We start from the raw sequence: 18,465 nt of genomic DNA, 5'->3' as shown, positions 1-18,465 counted from the left end.
TTCCGCACCACCCCCACCTCCAACTCCTCCCCGCAAGGGGGAGGAGAGAGCGCCTCGGCCCGCGATGTGTGAATATCGTAGCCCGCAGAGGGGGGAGGGAGCGCGCGTGTCAATTTAGGTTCGGGATCGAGGCGAGGCGGAACTGCGTCCCGGGCTAGGCTCCGGGACTATCGCAGCGCCGCCAGGGGTGCGTGCGCCTCAGGTGTTCATCGAGTCGAAGAAGTCGCCGTTGCTCTTGGTCTGGCGCAGCTTGTCCATGAGGAACTCGATTGCGTCGGTGACGCCCATCGGGTTGAGGATGCGGCGCAGCACGTAGGTCTTCTTGAGCGCATCCGGCGGGACCAGCAGCTCCTCCTTGCGGGTGCCCGAGCGGGTGATGTCGATCGCCGGGAAGATGCGCTTGTCGGAGACCTTGCGGTCCAGGATGATCTCGGAATTGCCGGTGCCCTTGAACTCCTCGAAGATCACCTCGTCCATGCGCGAGCCGGTGTCGATCAGCGCCGTGGCGATGATCGAGAGCGAGCCGCCCTCCTCGATGTTGCGGGCCGCGCCGAAGAAGCGCTTGGGCCGCTGGAGGGCGTTGGCGTCGACACCGCCGGTCAGCACCTTGCCGGAGGACGGCACCACCGTGTTGTAGGCGCGGCCGAGGCGGGTGATGGAATCCAGCAGGATCACCACGTCGCGGCCGTGCTCGACGAGGCGCTTGGCCTTCTCGATCACCATCTCGGCGACCTGCACGTGGCGGGTGGCCGGCTCGTCGAAGGTGGAGGCGATGACCTCGCCCTTCACCGAGCGCTGCATGTCGGTGACCTCCTCGGGCCGCTCGTCGATGAGCAGCACGATCAGGTAGCACTCGGGGTGATTGAGGGTGATCGACTGCGCGATGTTCTGCATCAGCACGGTCTTACCCGTGCGCGGCGGCGCCACGATCAGGGCGCGCTGGCCCTTGCCGATCGGCGCCACGATGTCGATGATCCGCGGCGAGAAGTCCTTCTTGGTCGGGTTGTCCAGTTCGAGCTTGAACCGCTTCGTCGGGAAGAGCGGCGTCAGGTTGTCGAAGTGGACCTTGTGCTTGATCTTCTCCGGGTTCTCGAAGTTGATCGTGTTGACCTTCAGGAGCGCGAAGTAGCGCTCGCCGTCCTTGGGGCCGCGGATCGGGCCCTCGACGGTGTCGCCGGTGCGCAGGCCGAAGCGGCGGATCTGGGTCGGCGAGATGTAGATGTCGTCGGGGCCGGGCAGGTAGTTCGAGTCCGAGGAGCGCAGGAAGCCGAAGCCGTCCTGCAGCACCTCGACGGTGCCCGAGCCGATGATCTCGATCTCCTTGGCAGCGAGCTGCTTCAGGATCGCGAACATCAGCTCCTGCTTGCGCATGGTCGAGGCGTTCTCGACCTCGACCTCCTCGGCGAAGGCCGTCAGGTCGGTGGGCGTCTTCGCCTTGAGATCCTGGAGCTTGACCTCGCGGACACCTTCGAGGGCGGCGGGGAGGGCCGGCGCATCGGCCGGCTCCTCGGTCTCGATCTCGGCGAGGGCGTCGGGGTGTGGCGTCATGGGGTGTCTTGCAACCGACGGAGAAGGTGGGAGGGCCGGTTCTGTGCCACGCACCCGGGGGACGGGCGGCGATGGGCGGGCCGCGCTGCGGCGAGGGGCCCGAGGATCAGGGTGGCGAAACCGTTCTGGCAGGACCCTCACGGGCGCGCTACGGCGCAGACCTTGAGATGAGGGCCCGGTACGGATAACGCGTTTCGCCCCCACACTCAAGGGCCTTGCACGGAGGGCACGGCGAGAGGTGTGCTAAAGGCCCTCGCGGACGGGTTGCGTCGGGGTTAGACAGGCGACGCCGCGGACGGATTCGGAACCGGGTCCGCACGGGATCGTTCCCCGTCCCGGTGCTGCAGCGCAGCAGACCGTTAACCTGTTTCAGACCCGCAACCTGTTTCAGACCCGCAACCTATTTCAGATCCGCAATCCGGTTCAGACCCGAAAGCCCATTAGACCACCATGCGCGACGATGCCGCCGGACGCACCATCACCGCCCACGAGCCGCGCCGGATCCCATGGCTCGACGTCGTGTTCGGCTTCGGCCCGATGGTGCCGATCGTAGTCGGCGCCGCGGCCGCTTGGTGGCTGAACGGACAGCCGCTCGACTACCTCGTGGCCCTGTTCACCCTGCTGTACGCGGCCTCGATCCTGCTGTTCCTCGCCGGCGTCCACCGGGGCGTCAGCTTCCGGACCGAGGGCGGCCCGCGGCTGTCGCAGATCGTCACGATGCTGGTGATCTACGCACTCGGGCTGTTCAGCCTGTTCTCCGCCGTGATGGGCAAGGCTGTGCCGGCTCTGGTGATGCTGATCCTGGGCTACGCCGTCGTCGGGATCTTCGATCCGATCGCGGCGCGCTCCGGTGCGGTGCCCCTGGCGCATGCCCGCCTGCGCCCGCTCCAGATGCCGATCGCCGTGGTGAGCCTCGCGGTCCTGCTCTGGCTGAAGCTGACGGCGCCGTACTGACGTCGTCCAGCGGCACGCGGCACAACGCGCCGTCGGATGCAGCATGTTCTCACCCGGACTAACGGATTCCTCGATCACGGTTGGAGAAGGCGAGCGGTATCAGAACACGCGCCTCTCCCTCCCGCCGCGGAGGGGGAGGGAGAGGCGCGTGGCGGATCCGGCCAAGCGCAGGGTCGCATCCGCAAACCGAATTCCCCTTTCGCACCGCATGCTCTAGAGCCCGGCCGCAGGATCCCCGGCCGCCGGGGACGATTCAATCCGATGCCGGATCCGTGTTCGGGTCCGCGAGAAGCGAACGCGCCCCCATGTCCAAGGCCGAGACTCCCAAGGCCGAGAAGGCCGACATCCTCAAGCCACGCCTGCCGCGCGGCTTCGTCGACCGGCGCGCCGGTGAGATCGCCGCGCAGCACCGGATGCTGGAGACGATCCGGCGGAGCTTCGAGCTCTACGGCTTCGAGGCCTTGGAGACCCCCTTCGTCGAGTACACCGAGGCGTTGGGCAAGTTCCTGCCCGACCTCGACCGGCCGAACGCGGGCGTGTTCTCGTTCCAGGACGACGACGAGGCGTGGCTGTCGCTGCGCTACGACCTGACGGCGCCGCTTGCCCGGTTCGTGGCCGAGAATTTCGACGCCCTGCCTAAACCCTATCGCAGCTACCGGGCCGGCTACGTCTTCCGCAACGAGAAGCCGGGGCCGGGCCGGTTCCGCCAGTTCATGCAGTTCGACGCCGACATCGTGGGCGCGGGCAGCATCGCGGCCGATGCCGAGATCTGCATGCTGATGGCCGACACGCTGAACCGGCTCGGGCTTGGCGGCCAGTACGTAGTCAAGGTCAACGACCGCAAAGTGCTCGACGGCGTGATGGAGGCGGCGGGCCTCGCGGGTGACGACCGGGCCGGCCAGCGCCTGACCGTGCTGCGGGCGATCGACAAGCTCGACCGGCTTGGCGTCGATGGGGTGCGCGACCTCCTGGGCGCCGGCCGCAAGGACGAGAGCGGCGACTTCACCAAGGGTGCGGGCCTCGACGCGGCGGCGATCGGGCGGATCCTGGCCTACGTGTCGTTCCAGGCCAGTGCCGCGGACGGCGCCGACAAGGTGGCGTTCTGGGAAAAGTTCTTTGCCGGCTGGCACGACGCGGTCGGCGATTCGGAGACCGGCCGGGAGGGCATCGCCGAGCTGCATGCGATCATGCGCCTCTGCGCGGCCGCCGGCTACGGCCACGACGTGATCCGCGCCGATCCGAGCGTGGTGCGCGGGCTCGAATACTATACCGGCCCGGTCTACGAAGCCGAGCTGACCTTCCCGGTCATCAACGAGGACGGCCAGACCGTACGGTTCGGCTCGGTGGCGGGCGGCGGGCGCTACGACGGGCTGGTCGGACGGTTCCGGGCCGAGCCGGTGCCGGCGGCCGGCTTCTCGATCGGCGTCTCGCGCCTGTTCTCGGCCCTGCAGCTCGTGAACAGTCCACTGCTCGCCGGCACCGACACCCCCGGGCCGGTGGTGGTGCTGGTCCTCGACCGGGAGAACATGGCCGACTACCAGCGCCTCGTGGCGCTGCTGCGCGCCGACGGCATCCGGGCCGAGCTCTATCTCGGCGCAGCCGGCATGAAGGCGCAGATGAAATATGCCGACCGCCGCCGCGCCCCGGTGGCGATCATCCAGGGCTCGAACGAGCGCTTGGCCGGCGAGGTCCAGATCAAGGATCTGATCGAGGGCGCCCGGGCGGCTGAATCCATTGCCAGCAACGCCGAGTGGAAGGCCGCGCGGCCGGCGCAATTCTCCTGTCCGGAGGCCGATCTGGTGGCGCAGGTCCGTACCGTGCTGGCTCGGCACTTTCCGTCGACCGCCGGTTGAAACGCACAAGCCTCCGCGGCGTTGTTCCCGGTCGATGCCGCGACCGTGTCGGCAGGGAAATCCGGGGATGCGCTTCAAGACTCCCACGCTGATCCTGCCGGCCGTGCTGCTCCTTGCCGGCGCGGTACCGGCTTCCGCAGCCCGCCCGGTGCCCGGTCCGTTGCCCAGCGCCGTGGCGTCGGCCACGCCCGGAACCGGCAGCGCCCCGATCCTCAGCGCCGGCGTCGCGGGGGGCCCCGCGCTCGCTTCCCTGACCCGGAAGAAGCCGGCGCGGCGGCCCCGCGGCGCCCGTCTCGGCAGCGCCCGCCCGCTCTGAGGGCGCCTCCGACACTCGGTCACGGTTTCCCAAGGGCGAGCCCTTGGGCAGGGGTTCGGGGGCGGAGCCCCTGAGGCTCGACACCCGGCACCAGGGTTCTGCCCTAGACCCGCGCAAGGGCTCGCCCTTTCGAAACCGGGACGCGGCTCTACCGCACGCAGATCGGCGGCAGCGCGGCGCGGACCTTGGCGGCGAATGTCGCGAGGTCGCAGCCGCCGTCCCGCGCCGGGCAGATCCCGATCGCCAGCGGCAGCGCGACCGGCGGGTCGCGGGGGCCGAGCGGCCGGGCGGTGCGCAGCTGATCGAGGGTCTGGGCGTAGATCTTGACTCGAACCGTCCGCGCCCCGCTCTCGGGATGGCCCCAGACCTCGAAGGCCAGGGTGGTGTCGGGGGCCGTCGGGTCCGGCTGACCCGGGAGCGACCAGCCGAGGCCGAGGGCGCCCGACAGGCTCGACAGGGTGGTGTCGTGCCCGGCCAGCATGACGAGGCGCGCGCTCGCCCCGAGCGGCGGGACGCCGAGTCCCCGGGGCGCCTCGCCCTGCAACAGGTCGGCCAGCATCCGCAGCAGCGTCGCCGCGCGGAACTGGGCGATCTCGGGCGTCCGCCGCAGGAGGTCGGCCGACCGTCGGTGGGCGGGCAGCAGCGTCGCCAGGGTCTCGGGCGAGCCCTGCCCCCAGGCAACCTGTTCGGCCGGCAGGCCCTCCGCGTATTCCAGGAGCAGGTTCTCCGACACCATGGCGGCGAGCGCCAATGGACCGGCGATCTTCGGCCCGGCCGGCTCGGCGACCAGCGTGCTCGGACCGTCCAGGCAGGCGGCCGGGACCGCCGTGCAGGCCTGCGGGCCAAGGATCCGTTTCAGCGCCGCGATGGCCTTCTCGGACGGCTTATCGGTCACCGCGATCCCGCCCACCGTCCGGCTCTGGATCGCCGCCAGGGCCACGACCGGGTCCAGGGGGCAGACGCGCCCGCTGTCGAAGACCGGATCGATGGCACCCACCGGCCCATGGCGCGCCACGAGGCCGCAACCCGGGAGGACGGCGTCGGCCAGGATCTGGCCGCTCCGGCGGGTGCGGTTCGCGGCGCCGTCCGCCCAGACCTGCACGGCGTTCGGCGCCGGGCAGCCGGTCGCGGGCAGCAGCTCCGCCGCGGCATAGACCGTCCGCAGGTAGGCTCCCATCCGGGACAGGGCCTCGGCGCCGTGCGGGGTCAGCTCGCCCGGCTCGACCGGGAAGGCGGGCCAGGGCCGCCCGGTCTTAGCCTCCAGCGCAGCCGGCGAGGCGGTCGGCGCGCGGACGCCGTGGCGGGTGATCGTCACCACCCGTTCGAGCTTGGGCTCGGCCCGGGCGGGCGCCTGCGCCGCCAGGATCAGGGTCAGCGCGGCGGCGAGGCCCACCTGTCGCCGACCGGGGATCTGAAAGACGCGCCGAGTCATCCCGGGATCTTCTCCACACCGTCGCCGGATGATCCGACGACCCGACAATGCTCAGGCTCAGAGGCGGACGCAATCCATCCGCTTTCGAAGCCTTAATCTGCTGGATTAGGAGTCGTATCGACTTCATTTTCAGCTCGTATGATCGATAAATTGTAATCTGACGCGTCATTGCATTGATTCACAAATCGAATATCCTGGTTTCGAAAGGGCGAGCCCTTTCGCGGGTGCAGGGCAGGGCCCTGCTGTCGGGCTTCGCCCGATGGTCGGGCTTTGCCCGCACCAGGGCTTTGCCCGCACCAGGGCTTCGCCCGATCTGTCAGGGCTCTGCCATGACGACCCGCCAAAGGGCGAGCCCTTTGGAATCCCGTGATCGGCGTGCCGATCGGCTCGGACGGCCCCTGCGCAGTCCCGCGCGCCGGACCAGCGCGGGGCGTGTCGCCAAGCCCGGCCGCGGTTGCTACAGAGCGCCCGCGAGGTGGACACGATGACACGACCGGAGGCGGGTGAGACGGGGGCGGGGGACGCGGCACGGACGCGTCTGCTCGCCCATCTGACGGCGGCGGGCTACCGGCCGGTGACGCCGCCGGTGCTGCAGCCGCTGGAGCCGTTCCTGGAACTGTCCGGCGAGGATATCCGCCGCCGGATCTTCGTGACCCAGGACGCGGCCGGGGCGGAACTGTGCCTGCGCCCGGAATTCACCATTCCGGTCTGCCGCCTGCACCGGGCCGAGGCCGACGGGCGGGTGGCCGATTACAGCTATTGCGGACCCGTCTTCCGGCTGGCCGCCGACGAGCCCGACGAGTTCTTCCAGGCCGGGATCGAATCGATCGGGCGCACCGACACGCCGGCCGCGGACGCCGAGGTGCTGGGCCTCGCCCTCGAAGGTCTCGCGCTGTTCGGCCGGCACGATCCGGCGGTGCGGCTCGGCGATATGGGCCTGACCGTAGCGCTCCTCGACGGGCTCGCAGTGCCGCCCGCGGCCAAGCGGCGGACCCTGCGGGCGCTCGCCGCCGGGCGCTCGCTCGACGCCGTGACCAACGGTGCCGGAGCGCGGCCCGAGGATCCGCATGCCGGCCTTCTGGCAGCGATCCAGGGCCAGGACCCGCGCGGGGTACGCGCCTTCGTGGAGGACGTGCTGGCGATCGCCGGGATCTCGGCGGTGGGCGGGCGCAGCGCGGGCGAGATCGCCGAGCGCTTCCTCGCCAAAGCCTCCGCGCAGGCCCATGGCGGGGCCGGGCTCAACACCGAGAACCGCGCGATCCTCGACCGCTACCGGGCGATCGCCGGCCATCCGGACGCTGCGGCGCGTGATCTGCGGGCGCTGGTCGCCGACGCGAACATCCGCCACGACGCCCTCTCGGCCGCCCTCGACCTGTTCGAGGAGCGCACCGGCTTCATCGCGGCCCGGGGCCTGCCGATCGAACGCTTCCGCTTCCAGGGCGGCTTCGCCCGCAACCTCGACTATTATACCGGCTTCATCTTCGAGGTGACCGAGCGCGACGGCCCGATCCTGGTCGGGGGCGGGCGCTACGATGGGCTCCTCGGACATCTCGGCAGCCCGGTGCCGCTGCCCGCGGTGGGCTGCACCTTCTGGATCGAGCGCGTGGCGGGAGCCGGACAATGAGCGCTTCCGAGCCCCTCATCTTCGAGCCCCTCATCTTGGCGGTCCCGTCCAAGGGACGCCTGCAGGAGAATGCCAGCGCGTTCTTCGGCCGCGCGGGCCTCAAGCTCGCGCAAGGCGCGGGCGCCCGCGATTACCGGGGCAAGCTGCTCGGCGTGCCCGACGTCGAGGTGCGCTACCTCTCGGCCTCCGAGATCGCCGCGCAGCTCGCCTCGGGCGCCGCCCATCTCGGGGTGACCGGCGAGGATCTGATCCGCGAGACCCTGCCGGACGTCCGCGGCCAGGTGGAACTGCTGACGCCGCTCGGCTTCGGCAACGCCACCGTGGTGGTGGCCGTACCCCAGGCCTGGATCGACGTGCGCGACATGTCGGATCTCGACGAGGTCGCGGCCGGCATGCGCGCCCGCCACGGCCGGCGCCTGCGGGTCGCCACCAAATACGTGAACCTGACCCGCCGGTTCTTCGCCGAGAAGGGCGTGGCCGATTACCGGATCGTCGAGAGTCTGGGCGCCACCGAGGGGGCGCCCGCCGCCGGCTCGGCCGAGATCGTGGTCGACATCACCACCACGGGGGCGACGCTCAGCGCCAACGCCCTGAAGGTGCTGGAGGACGGGATCATCCTGCGCTCGGAGGCGAACCTCGTGGCCTCGCTCAAGGCGCCCTGGGGCGCGGGCCAGCGGGCGGCGCTCCGCACCGTGCTCGGCCGGATCGCCGCCGAGGAGCGCGCCCGCACCACCCGGGAGGTGCGCGCCGCCCTGCCGGAGAGCGGCATGATCGACCTCGCCAGCATCGCAGGGTTGCACGAGGCGGAACTGCCCTACGGGGCCCCGCGGGGGGCCGACGGTGAGATCGTGCTGCGCTGCCCGGAGGGGGCGGTGTTCGACCTCGCGGGGGCGCTGGTCGAGGCCGGAGCGCGGGCCGTGACGGTGCGGCGGGTGGATTATGCGTTCGCGGCCGAAAACCCGCTGGCGGAGCGGTTGCTGGCGCGGTTGTAGGGAGCGGGACGCTCCGTGCGGTGGCTTCCCGCTGCTGCGCCAATCCGCTAGTATCGCAAACTGCGATGCGGCCGCGACCCCATGCACGTCATTACCCAAGCTCGGATCTGGGAGGCCAAGCGAACGTGGCCGCGTGCCGCCGACGCGCTTGATACTTGGTATCGCCTGATGAAGAGCGCGGAACCGTGCGACTTCGCCCAGATGAAGGAGCTATTTCCGGCAACCGATAAGGTCGACCGTCTGCATGTCTTCAATATCGGCGGAAATAAACTACGCCTGATTGCCATCGTTCAATATAAATTTATGAAAGTCTATATCCAAGCGATCCTGGATCACGCCACATACGATAAGGGCAAATGGAAGGTATGAGATGACCACCCTTGTGGAGAAGGCAGTGGAGCATTGGCCGCACGTCGCTCCGCTGCTGACCGCCCCGGCGACCCGCGGCGATTATGACCGACTGGTTCAGGCCATGGACCAGATTCTCAGTCTTGTCGGCGAGGACGAGGATCATCCCCTGGCGGTCCTCGCCTCCCGCATGGGCGATCTGATCGAGGCCTACGACGAGGCACATCGCCCCATGCCGAGGGTCACCGGTGCCGCCGCCCTGCGCTACATCATGGATGAGCGCGGCCTTGGCCAGGGCGATCTGCCGGAAGTCGGTACGCAGTCGGTGGTTTCGGAGATCCTGAGCGGGAAGCGGCGGATCAACATCCGTCAGGCCCGGGCCTTGAGCGCACGTTTTTCGTTCTCGGCGGAAAGTTTCCTCGACCTATGAAGGTCCGGTGTAAATGATCGGCCGAGATTCCGGTTCTACCCGGCGATGCGGAAAGGCAAGGCGCCCCCGATCCTCTACTGCGGCCCCTGCTTGGCGAACTCCGAAAGCACCCCGCGCAGCACCTTGAGCCGGGCGTCGTAGATCCCGGTCAGGCAGGCCACGTCGCCGCCGCAAGTCCGGCGCTCCTTGAGCCACGCTTCCTGATCCTCGCGCAGCTTCCCCTGGCCGCCCATCGGCAGCACCGCCTTCAGGATCTCGAACCGGGTCGCCATCTCGATGTCCCGGTCGTTGAGGGGCAGGTGCGTGCAGATGGCCTTCTCGTCGGGCGCCTCGGCCTTGTCGCAGGGAAAGCTCGCCGCATGGGCGTAGGAGCCGAACGTCAGGGTGGCCAGGGCCAGGACGGCGGGGAACAATCTCGACATGGGCTCAGAACGAGCCGCCGCGCGAAAAGCTCCGCCTCGCGCGCCGGCGGCGTGGTGAATCAGGCCCGGGATCACAGGATCACAGGCCTGGCTTGACCACCACCAGGATGACGATGACGATCATCAGGAGCGTCGGCACCTCGTTGAGGATCCGGTAGAACCGGTGGCCGCGCGTGTTCCGGTCGGCGGCGAAATCCTTGACCATCCGGGCGAGCCAGCCGTGGATGCCCGACATCGCCAGCACCAGCACGAATTTCGCCTGCAGCCAGGGCGCCGCATAGTAGCCGCTCATCCAGGCGAGGATCAGCCCGAACACCCAGGTGGCGATCAGCGCCGGGGTCATGATCGCCTTGAGCAGGCGGCGCTCCATGACCTTGAAGGTCGCCGATTGCCCCTCGGAGCCCGGCGGCAGGCTCGCGTGGTAGACGAACAGCCGGGGCAGATAGAGCATACCCGCCATCCAGGCGATCAGGCTGACGATGTGCCCGACCTTGATCCAGTCGTACAGCACGGCCGGCTCAGCCCCGCAGCCGTGCGAGCATGCGCTCGACATGGGCGACCGGCGTCTGCGGCGTGATGCCGTGGCCGAGGTTGAAGATGTGCGGCAGGCCCGCGGTCGCGGCCAGCACGGTGTCCACCGCCGCGTCGAGGGCCGCACCGCCCTCGATCAGCGTGTCGGGATGCAGGTTGCCCTGCGTCACCGTGGAGGCCGGCACCCGGCCGCGCAGCGCCTTCAGGTCCACGCCCCAATCGACCCCGACGGCGTCGGCGCCGGTCTCGGGCACCACGCGGGCATGGCCGTCGAGCCCCGAGCCGCGGGCGAACACGATGATCTTGGCCCCGGGTACCTTGTCGCGCACGCCCGCGATCATCCGGGCGATCGGCCGCAGGGACCAGCGGGTGAGGGCATCCACGCTCGCATCCGGCAGCGCGCTCTCGGCGACGTCGCCCACAGGCTCGACGGTGCCGGCCGCGGCGGGAAGAGCCAGCGGCAGGGTGCCGGCATGGGACTCGAAGATCTGCACCGCATCGGCGCCGGCCTCGAGCTGGCGCACGAGGTAGTCGGTCTGCACGGTGACGAGGCGGTCGATCAGGGTGTCGACCAGGGCCGTGTCGCCCTCGGCCAGCGCCCGCGCGGGGGCGAGGTCCGGGGTGCCGCGCCCACCGATCATGTAGCTCGCCACCGTCCAGGGGGCGCCGCAGAAGCCGAGCAGCGTGGTCTCGCGGGGCAGTTCGGCGCGCAACCGCTTCACCGTCTCGAAAACCGGGGCGAGGTGGGTCATCACGGCCGGGTCGCCGACCTCGCGCAAGCGCGAAAACGCCTCACGCCCGTCGAGCGGGTCGAGGCGCGGTCCCTCGCCCTCCACGAAGCGCACGTCCTGACCGAGCGCATGCGGGACGACGAGGATGTCCGAGAACAGGATCGCGGCGTCGAAGCCGAAGCGCCGGATCGGCTGAAGGGTGACCTCGACGGCGAAATCCGGACTGTAGCAGAGATCGAGGAACGAGCCCGCCTCGGCCCGGCTCGCCCGGTATTCCGGCAGATAGCGGCCCGCTTGGCGCATCATCCAGGCGGGGGGCGGCCCGATGGCTTCTCCCTCGAGGACACGCAGCACCTTGCGCTCCCCCTGCGGCGTCCCCGTCATCTGCGCTCCACCCCCGCTTGTCCGATCCCGAATGCCTGTCGGCGCGCCTCCTGTCGAGTCGAGGCGCACCGATCCCCACACAGGCCCCTTCGAAAAGAAAAGAGAGATTCTAGGACTCTGTTTTTTCTATTGGGGGGCCGAGGATCGGGCGCACAAACGGGTCCACAGGCCGTCCCCGCCGCCGCGCCGTTAACGAGGCTTTAAAGGATTCGCTCCATATTGCGAGAACCGGATGGTCCGACAGCGCCTTGGCTACGCCGAGTCGTGTACGCACCCCCCGTGTGTCCCGGATTCTCCCACGGGCCCGGATTCCGCCTGCCCAAATCGCGGGCCTGTGAACGGCGGAGTCGATAACCGAACACCGTCCCGTTCTGGACCGGCCCGGTCGGGCATCCTATCCACACGGATCGACTCCCCAGGCGGCCGGCGGTGGATAACCCGGGCCCCGCGACGAAGGCGACCAGATGGGCCGCAGCTATTTCCACCTCCACCTCGTCTCCGACTCGACCGGCGAGACGCTGATCAATGTCGGGCGGGCGGCCGCCGCCCAGTACGAGGGGGTGTCGGCGATCGAGCACGTCTACCCGCTGGTGCGCTCGGCGGCGCAGCTCGACCGGGTCATCTCGGAGATCCGGGCCGCGCCGGGCCTCGTGCTCTACACCCTGGTGGGCGGCGATCTCGGCGAGCGGCTGGAGGAGGTCGCCCGGGAGACGGGTTCCCCGTGCCTGTCGGTGCTGCGGCCGGTTCACGACCTGCTGCGCGCCTATCTCGGCGCCGAGACCACGGCCCGGCCGGGCGCCCAGCACATGCTGAACGCGGAGTACTTCAAGCGCATCGACGCGATGAACTTCACGCTGGCCCACGACGACGGCAACCTGCCGGACGATCTGGAGGAGGCCGACGTGATCCTGCTCGGGGTCAGCCGCACCTCGAAGACGCCGACCTCGATCTACCTCGCCAATCGCGGCCTCAAGACCACCAACCTGCCGCTGGTGCCGGGGATGCCGCTGCCGCCGGCGATCGAGCGCGCGCGCAAGCCGCTGGTGGTGGGCCTGTTCGCGTCACCGGAGCGGATCGTGCAGATCCGCCAGAACCGGCTCTCCAGCCTCAACGCTGACGAATCGTCCCTCTACGTCGACCGCTCGGCGGTGGCGGACGAGATCACCATGTCGCGCCGGCTGTTCGTCAAGAACCGCTGGCCGACGATCGACGTGACCCGCCGCTCCATCGAGGAGACGGCGGCCGCGATCGTCGACCTCTACCGCGACCACCGCCTGAAGTTCATCGCGGATTGAGTCCGTCCGGGGTTCCCAAAGGGCGAGCCCTTTGGCGGGGTGTCGGGGCAGCGCCCCGACGCTCGGGCGAAGCCCGACGCTCGAGCGAAGCCCGACGCTCGAGCGAAGCCCGACAGCAGGGTTCCACCCTGCACCCGCAAAAGGTCGAAGACCTTTTGAAACCAGGACTTTTTCAGCTCCCACTCAGGATTGCCCGGACCAGGGCGAGGCCCGCCACGAGACCCACGAGCCCGGCGGCGACCGAGGCCAGCACGTAGAGGGCGGCCATGGCCGTCTCGCCGCGCTCGTACAGGCTGATCGCGTCGAGCGAGAAGGTCGAGAAGGTGGTGAAGCCGCCGAGAATTCCGGTGGTCAGGAACAGCCGGGCCGGGTGGCTGGCCGCGCCACGCAGGGCAAAACCCTCGGCCAACACGCCCATCAGGAACGAGCCCAGCACGTTGACGATCAGCGTGGCCAGCGGAAAGCCGAGACCCGGCAGCAGCCGCGCAACCGCGACGTTGACGCCGTGCCGGGCACCGCCTCCGAGTCCGGCGCCGAGGATGACGATGAGGGTCTTGATCATGCCTGCCCTTCCTGTTTCGGTCGGGCGGACCTCACGCGTCGCGGCTTCGGCGCACGGCCCCACCGCGGACGGCGAAAAGCGCGCCCGTGCGGTAGGAGCCATCAGCCCGGCATGGGGATGCCGGGCGGTTGTCGGGGAGCTCCATCCCCATCGCCGACAGATCTAGCGCAGGACGGTGCAGGGGGGAACCGGGTTTCCCGGCCCCCATGCCGGTTCCGGGATCAACGCGCGAAGGTGAAGTGGCTGCGCTGCGCGATCTGGGCGGCGTAGAAATCCTCCACCACCTCGCGGACTACCTCGGCCAGCTCGTCGCCCCGGTGCTCGTCGAGCTGGATGTCGCTGCCCACCGTGCGCCCGCTGGCGCAGCGCGCCGCGCCGGGCATGAGGCGCTCGTTGTAGCGCTGGTTCAGGCCCGAGACCGAGATGAAGTTGCTGCCGCCGAGTTCCGGCCCGTACGTGATCTTGATCTTCTGCTCCGCCTCGAGCCCGCGCAGCTGCGCGCAGAGGCTGATGAAGTTGTCCTGATCGATCCTGGCCTCCAGGCCCGTGATGCTGCCGTGGACGTTGTCCTCCTCGTTGAGCACTTCGGCCATGAGGTTCAGGACGCCCACGACCGGCTGCAGCGCCCGGCTGCCCTCGTCCAGAAGCTTCTGGCGAAACGCGTTGCTCCTCGCATCGGCTTCCTGCAGCCGCGCGCGGAACCGATCCTTGACGTCGTTCGCGCGTGCCATCGCGCTCCTCCCTGGTGGTTCATCCGGTTCTTGTTCGACCGGATACTGGGAACCTATGGAGATTTTTCCGATGACACAACATCATGCAAAATATTGATGCCTGCCCAGATCTTGAGCCATTGCACAGGAATAGTACTTGCCTATGGACTGTGCAATGGCTGTCGATCAGGCGGTCATCACTTCAGAAGCTGCAGCAGGCTCCGACCGGCGGGGGTCTTGAGTTCCTTGGCGTCGAGCTTGCCGTCGCCGTCCGGATCGGCCGCCTTGAAGCGCTGTTCGACCAGGGCGAGGTATTCCTTACGGTCGAGGGTACCGTCGGAATCGGGGTCGGCGGCCTTCAGATCCTTCTTGCTCACCCGGCCCTTCAGCTCCTTGGCGTCGACGGTGCCATCCTTGTCGGTCTCGGCGGCGTCGAAAACCTTGCCGGCCGCCGCCTGGGCTTCGGCGAGATCGATGGTGCCGTCCTTGTCGGTGTCGACCATCTTCAGCGTGCGCTCGGCGCCGGACGATCGGGCCAAGGCCGTGGTCGGAAGTGTGGCGGGAAGGACCAGGGCGGCACTGAGCGCCGCGGCGAGGATGGGTCGGGTCAGGGGCGTGGACATGTCGAGCGGGTCTCCGTGGCGATCGGCGCCGGCGACCCAAATCATAACCGCGGTGGCTGTTCCCGAACCGTCCTTCACAAGACGAGGATCGCCAAGACCCCCGCAGCGGCGCTCGGAGCCGCGCCCGATCGTGGTGCCATCGCGCCCGGCTCAAAGCCTTCGTTGTGACGCGCGCTCTGGCGTCGAACCGGTGTCCACTTCGGCGGAGAGCGCTCTAGCGGGCCGGTCCGTCGAGGGGTGCCAGCCGGTCGGGCCCCGGTTCGGCGGCCACCGGTTGAGCGCGTGACAGGCTGCGCGCCAGGGCCGGTAGATCCGGTCCGGCCGCACCCGCGGCGCCGAACACCGACCGGTCGAGGGCCGCGAAGGCGGCGGCGAGGTCGGGCTGCGCCCGCCAGACCCGGGCGAGCTCCGGCGCCTCGCGCATCGCCGCGTCGAGGGCGGCGCGGAACCGGGCCGGATCGTCGGCGCGGGCCGCCGCCCGCAGGCGCCGCCGGGTCGGCCCGGACAGGCGCAAAGTCGGCCGGCCCAGGCCGAAGCCGATCAGCGCCAGCCCGAGCCCGAAGGCGGCGAGCGCCGCTGCCGCGACCGCCAGGGGCGCGGGGACCGGCGGGGGCGCCCGGTCGGTCTCGCGGTCGGGCAGGCCGCCGCCGATCTGCCGGGCTGGGATCTCGGTCTCGCGCATCGTGCGGGTGTTGGTGTCGAACCAGGGGATCGCGATCGCGTCGAGGGGGATGATCTCCGGTACGCCGGGCTTCACGTCCCACTGGTAGGTGGCCCGGGCCACGGGGCCCGAGGGGGTCAGCAGGGTCTCGCGGGTGACGGGGCCCGCGAAGGTGATGATGCCGCGGGTGCGCATCACCGGCCGGGGCGGCAGGCCCTCGGCCACCATGCCCTGGACCTCCAGGGTGACGATCCGGCGGGCGGTCTCGCCGACCTTGATGGTCTCAGGGTCGGGGCTCCACGAATCGGTGACCGCCACGTCCCGGGCGGGCAGCCACCAGGGCTCCTTGGCGTCCGGGCCGCCCGTGGCGGCGGTCCAGGGCGCCACCGGGAAGGGGATCGGCTGCGAGCGCACCTCGACCACCCGCCGCTCGCCGACATCGTTGACGGTGAGCTTGTGGGTGAACGGCTCGATGGTGAACTGGCCGGCGTGGTGCGGGAAGACCGCCACGGTGCGGTCGAACGCGATGGCGCTCTGGCCGTCGGGCAGCTTGGTCTTGCCCCAGTGGTCGCGGCCGAGCTGCGTCCAGGAGAAGTTGGCCAGCGAGGGCTGAACCACCTCCTCCAGCAGGATCGGCTGCTTGTAGACCCCGTGGATCTTCAGCAGCACCATCTCGCGGGGGTAGGGGGCGCTGTTGCCGTTGCGCTCGGCGGTGACCGTGAGGGTGAGGTCGCCGGGCTCGATCTCGGCCTGAGCGGGGAGGGGGGTGAGGACCAGGAACAGGGCGAGAGGCCATGCGCGCGTCTCCCTCCCCCCCTTGCGGGCTACCGGGTCCACACCTCTCGATCGGCCCCTGGGGCTCTCGGATAAGGCGCGGGTCCCCTCTCCTGAAGGGAGAGGGGTGTGACCTTCCCGAAAACGGCGCCCCCTGCACGCACCGTAATGGCGTGCTCGAACCTGAACCTTCCCGTCCCTCACCCGGCTCTCTGCGAGAGCAGACCTCTCCCGCACGGGAGAGGGGGCCGGTCGCGCCCGGCCGCCAACGGCGGCGTCCACCGAAGATGTGTGAATATCATAGGGGGGAGGGGGATCGCGCGTCTCGGCACCGATGCGCAGCCCTAAAACCCCGAAAAAACTCACCACGGGTTGCTCCCGGCGGGGATCGCGGTGCCGGCCTCGACCCGGCGGGTCTGCTCGGCGCGCAGGCGCAGCTTGAGATAGCGGCCTGGATCGTCCGGCAGGGTCTGGAGCCAGAGCCGGTCCGGGCGGATCTCGTGGGCCTCGAAGCTCTTGGTCACCCGGCGAACCTCGCGCTCGGGGGCCTCGGCCACCATGGCGGCGCCGCCCCCGGTCCGGCCGCGGCCGGCCGCATCGCCGGCCGAACCCCTTGCCTGGCCCTTCCCGGCGTCGATCGATTGCTGCTCGGCCTTGCCGCGGCGGGCGACCTTGCTGTTGCCGGGCAGCGACGCGCTGGCATTCGACTCCTTGTTGCCCGCCAGACCCTCGCCGCTGGAGGCGGCGTTGATGTCGTTGTTCTGGTCCTGATTGGCGGTGTTGTTGTAGCGGGCGCCGTACTGGGCGGTACCGTTGGCGATGCCGCCACCGGGTCCGCGGTCGATCACCTCGGCGCGCATCCGGGCGATCAGCGAACGGTTGGCCTGGGCGTCGGCGTCCCGGGGGTTGAAGCGTAGCGCCTCGTCGTAGGCGGCGAGTGCCCCGTCGAGATCGCCGGCCCGCGCCAGCGCGTTGCCGAGATTGTAGCTCGCCCGGCGTCCCCCGGAGCGGAACAGCGCGATCGCGTCCGCGTAGCGGCCGGCCTCGTAGAGCGCGGCGGCTCGCCAGGCCGGATCAGCGAACACATCGGCGGCAAGCCCCGGCAGGCCGATCCCCATCAACAGGCGCCCGAACCCGGTGCGGGGCTGCGAGACCGCGAGCAGGGCCAGAAGGCCGAGGCCGGCAAGCGCCAGACCGGCGATCCGGGCAAGCCTCCGCCAGTGCGGCGGGAGGCCGGCGCGGAGCGGAGCGGAAAAGCCCGTCTCGGGCAGGGTCAGCCGCATCTCGCGCGCCTCATCAAGCACTCCTGCGGAACAGCAACAGGGCCGGCAGAGCCGCGATCAGCAGCAGCCAGCGCCCGAGATCCGCGTAGGCCAGCACGCCGTAGCCGCCCGCCGCGAGGTGCTGGGCGAGGCCAGCCCCGACCGCGTCGAGCACCGGGCCGGGGGCCGCGATATCGGCGGTCGTGCCACCGCCGGCCCGGGCGAGGGCGTCGAGGGCAGCCCGGTCGGGCTTCGGCGCGTTCGACGGCAGCGGCTTGTCGGCGGGGACGAACAGGGCCTGGAGCCGCCAGCCCTGCCCGGCGATCGCGCGCGCCTCGCGGGTGGCGGCCTCGCCGATGCCGTCGCCGTCGCTGATCAGCACCACGTCGGCCGACACCACGTTGGCCTCCGCGAGGGTGCGGCGGGCGAGCGCCAACCCGCGCTCGGGATGGGAGCCGCGGTCCGGCACCGTGTCGGCGTCCAGCGCGAACAGGGTGGTGCCGAGGCTGTCGCGGTCCGTGGTCGGGGAGGCGGCGAGGTAGGCGTCGCCCGCGTAGACCACGAGGGAAACCGCCCGGGTGCCGGCGGCCTCGGCGACGGCGGCGGCGGCCTGCCGGACCCCCTGGAGATGGCCGCCCTCGGCGACCGAGCGCGACAGGTCGACGACGATCACGGTCTCGTCGAGGTTGCGGAAGGTGCGTGCGTCGGCGCGCTCCACCGCGGGTCCGGTCAACGCCAGGGCGATCAGCCCGGCCGCGAGCGCGGCGGCGAGGTTCGCCTGCCGCCGTCCGCCGAGCACCGCGCCGGTGCGGGCCAGATGGGCCATCAGCGCCGGATCCACCGCCCGGGCCCAGTCGCCGAGCGGCGCCGAGCGCGACGCGGCCTGCAGGGCCAGCAGGACGACGACCGGAATCGCCAGGAACCACCAGGGGCGCAGGAGCGCGAGGGCGTCGAGGGCGCTCATGGGGGCGCTCATGGGGCCGAACCGGAGATGGCGCGCGCGACACTCCCTC

At 70.2% G+C, this 18,465-nt stretch carries 19 protein-coding genes and 1 riboswitch; of the genes, 8 read left to right on the top strand and 11 right to left on the bottom strand.

The features are described from left to right. Nucleotides 1-198: 198 nt before the first annotated feature. Nucleotides 199-1,548, bottom strand: coding sequence for a transcription termination factor Rho (gene rho / locus OXS49_RS27350; protein WP_243923013.1), 1,350 nt, complete (start codon nt 1,546-1,548; stop codon nt 199-201). 450 nt (nt 1,549-1,998) lie between these two features. Here rho and OXS49_RS27345 point away from each other — a divergent pair, with 450 nt between their 5' ends. From OXS49_RS27345 to OXS49_RS27335, 3 genes are all read left to right on the top strand, one after another. Beyond that, a complete protein-coding gene (locus tag OXS49_RS27345) occupies nt 1,999-2,502 on the top strand; it encodes a DUF3429 domain-containing protein (RefSeq protein ID WP_243997668.1) in 504 nt (167 codons plus the stop codon). Between the two features lie 305 nt (nt 2,503-2,807). Further along, entirely contained in the window at nt 2,808-4,355 is a 1,548-nt protein-coding gene (gene hisS / locus OXS49_RS27340; RefSeq protein ID WP_267427823.1) for a histidine--tRNA ligase, read from the top strand. 67 nt (nt 4,356-4,422) lie between these two features. Further along, complete coding sequence (locus tag OXS49_RS27335; RefSeq protein WP_243997672.1) at nt 4,423-4,671, top strand: hypothetical protein; 249 nt, start codon at nt 4,423-4,425, stop codon at nt 4,669-4,671. A 148-nt stretch (nt 4,672-4,819) separates the two neighbouring features. Here the strand turns inward: OXS49_RS27335 and OXS49_RS27330 are convergent, their stop codons facing one another. Then, nucleotides 4,820-6,103: a histidine-type phosphatase gene (locus OXS49_RS27330; protein ID WP_267427822.1), complete on the bottom strand. Its 1,284-nt coding sequence runs from the start codon at nt 6,101-6,103 to the stop codon at nt 4,820-4,822. A 484-nt stretch (nt 6,104-6,587) separates the two neighbouring features. Here OXS49_RS27330 and OXS49_RS27325 point away from each other — a divergent pair, with 484 nt between their 5' ends. The 4 genes from OXS49_RS27325 (at nt 6,588) to OXS49_RS27310 (ending at nt 9,497) form a co-directional block, all read left to right on the top strand. Beyond that, nucleotides 6,588-7,727, top strand: coding sequence for an ATP phosphoribosyltransferase regulatory subunit (locus OXS49_RS27325; RefSeq protein ID WP_243997680.1), 1,140 nt, complete (start codon nt 6,588-6,590; stop codon nt 7,725-7,727). Continuing rightward, a complete protein-coding gene (gene hisG, locus OXS49_RS27320) occupies nt 7,724-8,719 on the top strand; it encodes an ATP phosphoribosyltransferase (RefSeq protein WP_267427821.1) in 996 nt (331 codons plus the stop codon). Before OXS49_RS27325 ends, hisG begins: the two co-directional genes overlap by 4 nt. 81 nt (nt 8,720-8,800) lie before the next feature. After that, nucleotides 8,801-9,088 (top strand): type II toxin-antitoxin system HigB family toxin, encoded by a 288-nt coding sequence (locus OXS49_RS27315; RefSeq protein WP_267427820.1) that lies wholly within the window; start codon nt 8,801-8,803, stop codon nt 9,086-9,088. Between the two features lies 1 nt (nt 9,089). Continuing rightward, nucleotides 9,090-9,497 carry a transcriptional regulator gene (locus OXS49_RS27310; RefSeq protein WP_243997686.1) on the top strand — a complete coding sequence of 136 codons (408 nt, stop codon included), beginning with the start codon at nt 9,090-9,092 and terminating at the stop codon, nt 9,495-9,497. Nucleotides 9,498-9,571: 74 nt separating this feature from the next. Here the strand turns inward: OXS49_RS27310 and OXS49_RS27305 are convergent, their stop codons facing one another. The 3 genes from OXS49_RS27305 to OXS49_RS27295 all read right to left on the bottom strand — a co-directional run bounded on the left by OXS49_RS27305 (nt 9,572) and on the right by OXS49_RS27295 (nt 11,565). Further along, nucleotides 9,572-9,919, bottom strand: coding sequence for a hypothetical protein (locus tag OXS49_RS27305; protein ID WP_267427819.1), 348 nt, complete (start codon nt 9,917-9,919; stop codon nt 9,572-9,574). A gap of 79 nt (nt 9,920-9,998) precedes the next feature. Next, complete coding sequence (hemJ, locus tag OXS49_RS27300) at nt 9,999-10,430, bottom strand: protoporphyrinogen oxidase HemJ (protein ID WP_243997689.1); 432 nt, start codon at nt 10,428-10,430, stop codon at nt 9,999-10,001. 7 nt (nt 10,431-10,437) lie between these two features. After that, nucleotides 10,438-11,565 (bottom strand): uroporphyrinogen decarboxylase, encoded by a 1,128-nt coding sequence (locus OXS49_RS27295; RefSeq protein WP_243997691.1) that lies wholly within the window; start codon nt 11,563-11,565, stop codon nt 10,438-10,440. Nucleotides 11,566-12,029: 464 nt separating this feature from the next. Between OXS49_RS27295 and OXS49_RS27290 the strand changes: the two genes are divergently transcribed. Further along, nucleotides 12,030-12,860 carry a pyruvate, water dikinase regulatory protein gene (locus OXS49_RS27290; protein WP_243997693.1) on the top strand — a complete coding sequence of 277 codons (831 nt, stop codon included), beginning with the start codon at nt 12,030-12,032 and terminating at the stop codon, nt 12,858-12,860. A 172-nt stretch (nt 12,861-13,032) separates the two neighbouring features. Here the strand turns inward: OXS49_RS27290 and crcB are convergent, their stop codons facing one another. The 6 genes from crcB to OXS49_RS27260 form a co-directional block, all read right to left on the bottom strand. Continuing rightward, nucleotides 13,033-13,422, bottom strand: coding sequence for a fluoride efflux transporter CrcB (gene crcB / locus OXS49_RS27285; RefSeq protein ID WP_243997694.1), 390 nt, complete (start codon nt 13,420-13,422; stop codon nt 13,033-13,035). Between the two features lie 85 nt (nt 13,423-13,507). Continuing rightward, a riboswitch (Fluoride riboswitch) is annotated at nt 13,508-13,580 on the bottom strand. 63 nt (nt 13,581-13,643) lie between these two features. Beyond that, nucleotides 13,644-14,153, bottom strand: a complete 510-nt coding sequence (locus OXS49_RS27280) for a hypothetical protein (RefSeq protein WP_243997697.1) — start codon at nt 14,151-14,153, stop codon at nt 13,644-13,646. Nucleotides 14,154-14,329: 176 nt separating this feature from the next. Continuing rightward, nucleotides 14,330-14,755: an EF-hand domain-containing protein gene (locus OXS49_RS27275; protein WP_243997699.1), complete on the bottom strand. Its 426-nt coding sequence runs from the start codon at nt 14,753-14,755 to the stop codon at nt 14,330-14,332. A gap of 214 nt (nt 14,756-14,969) precedes the next feature. Continuing rightward, nucleotides 14,970-16,199: a hypothetical protein gene (locus OXS49_RS27270; RefSeq protein WP_267427824.1), complete on the bottom strand. Its 1,230-nt coding sequence runs from the start codon at nt 16,197-16,199 to the stop codon at nt 14,970-14,972. A 353-nt stretch (nt 16,200-16,552) separates the two neighbouring features. Next, complete coding sequence (locus OXS49_RS27265; RefSeq protein ID WP_244003360.1) at nt 16,553-17,473, bottom strand: tetratricopeptide repeat protein; 921 nt, start codon at nt 17,471-17,473, stop codon at nt 16,553-16,555. A 13-nt stretch (nt 17,474-17,486) separates the two neighbouring features. Beyond that, a complete protein-coding gene (locus OXS49_RS27260; RefSeq protein ID WP_267427818.1) occupies nt 17,487-18,416 on the bottom strand; it encodes a VWA domain-containing protein in 930 nt (309 codons plus the stop codon). Between the last annotated feature and the right edge of the window lie 49 nt (nt 18,417-18,465).

Origin of the sequence: Methylobacterium sp. GC_Met_2 (genome assembly GCF_026540795.1) — a bacterium.
In the GTDB taxonomy this organism is placed as follows: Bacteria; Pseudomonadota; Alphaproteobacteria; order Rhizobiales; family Beijerinckiaceae; genus Methylobacterium.
The sequence above is the reverse complement of the archived record's forward strand: the minus strand, read 5'-3'. Positions and strand labels throughout refer to the sequence as shown.

What these genes read in the sequence shown, in the direction of transcription:
- rho (WP_243923013.1), bottom strand. Translation starts at nt 1,548, where the DNA reads ATGACGCCACACCCCGACGCCCTCGCCGAGATCGAGACCGAGGAGCCG.
- OXS49_RS27345 (WP_243997668.1), top strand. Translation starts at nt 1,999, where the DNA reads ATGCGCGACGATGCCGCCGGACGCACCATCACCGCCCACGAGCCGCGC.
- hisS (WP_267427823.1), top strand. Translation starts at nt 2,808, where the DNA reads ATGTCCAAGGCCGAGACTCCCAAGGCCGAGAAGGCCGACATCCTCAAG.
- OXS49_RS27335 (WP_243997672.1), top strand. Translation starts at nt 4,423, where the DNA reads ATGCGCTTCAAGACTCCCACGCTGATCCTGCCGGCCGTGCTGCTCCTT.
- OXS49_RS27330 (WP_267427822.1), bottom strand. Translation starts at nt 6,103, where the DNA reads ATGACTCGGCGCGTCTTTCAGATCCCCGGTCGGCGACAGGTGGGCCTC.
- OXS49_RS27325 (WP_243997680.1), top strand. Translation starts at nt 6,588, where the DNA reads ATGACACGACCGGAGGCGGGTGAGACGGGGGCGGGGGACGCGGCACGG.
- hisG (WP_267427821.1), top strand. Translation starts at nt 7,724, where the DNA reads ATGAGCGCTTCCGAGCCCCTCATCTTCGAGCCCCTCATCTTGGCGGTC.
- OXS49_RS27315 (WP_267427820.1), top strand. Translation starts at nt 8,801, where the DNA reads ATGCACGTCATTACCCAAGCTCGGATCTGGGAGGCCAAGCGAACGTGG.
- OXS49_RS27310 (WP_243997686.1), top strand. Translation starts at nt 9,090, where the DNA reads ATGACCACCCTTGTGGAGAAGGCAGTGGAGCATTGGCCGCACGTCGCT.
- OXS49_RS27305 (WP_267427819.1), bottom strand. Translation starts at nt 9,919, where the DNA reads ATGTCGAGATTGTTCCCCGCCGTCCTGGCCCTGGCCACCCTGACGTTC.
- OXS49_RS27295 (WP_243997691.1), bottom strand. Translation starts at nt 11,565, where the DNA reads ATGACGGGGACGCCGCAGGGGGAGCGCAAGGTGCTGCGTGTCCTCGAG.
- OXS49_RS27290 (WP_243997693.1), top strand. Translation starts at nt 12,030, where the DNA reads ATGGGCCGCAGCTATTTCCACCTCCACCTCGTCTCCGACTCGACCGGC.
- crcB (WP_243997694.1), bottom strand. Translation starts at nt 13,422, where the DNA reads ATGATCAAGACCCTCATCGTCATCCTCGGCGCCGGACTCGGAGGCGGT.
- OXS49_RS27280 (WP_243997697.1), bottom strand. Translation starts at nt 14,153, where the DNA reads ATGGCACGCGCGAACGACGTCAAGGATCGGTTCCGCGCGCGGCTGCAG.
- OXS49_RS27275 (WP_243997699.1), bottom strand. Translation starts at nt 14,755, where the DNA reads ATGTCCACGCCCCTGACCCGACCCATCCTCGCCGCGGCGCTCAGTGCC.
- OXS49_RS27265 (WP_244003360.1), bottom strand. Translation starts at nt 17,473, where the DNA reads ATGCGGCTGACCCTGCCCGAGACGGGCTTTTCCGCTCCGCTCCGCGCC.
- OXS49_RS27260 (WP_267427818.1), bottom strand. Translation starts at nt 18,416, where the DNA reads ATGAGCGCCCTCGACGCCCTCGCGCTCCTGCGCCCCTGGTGGTTCCTG.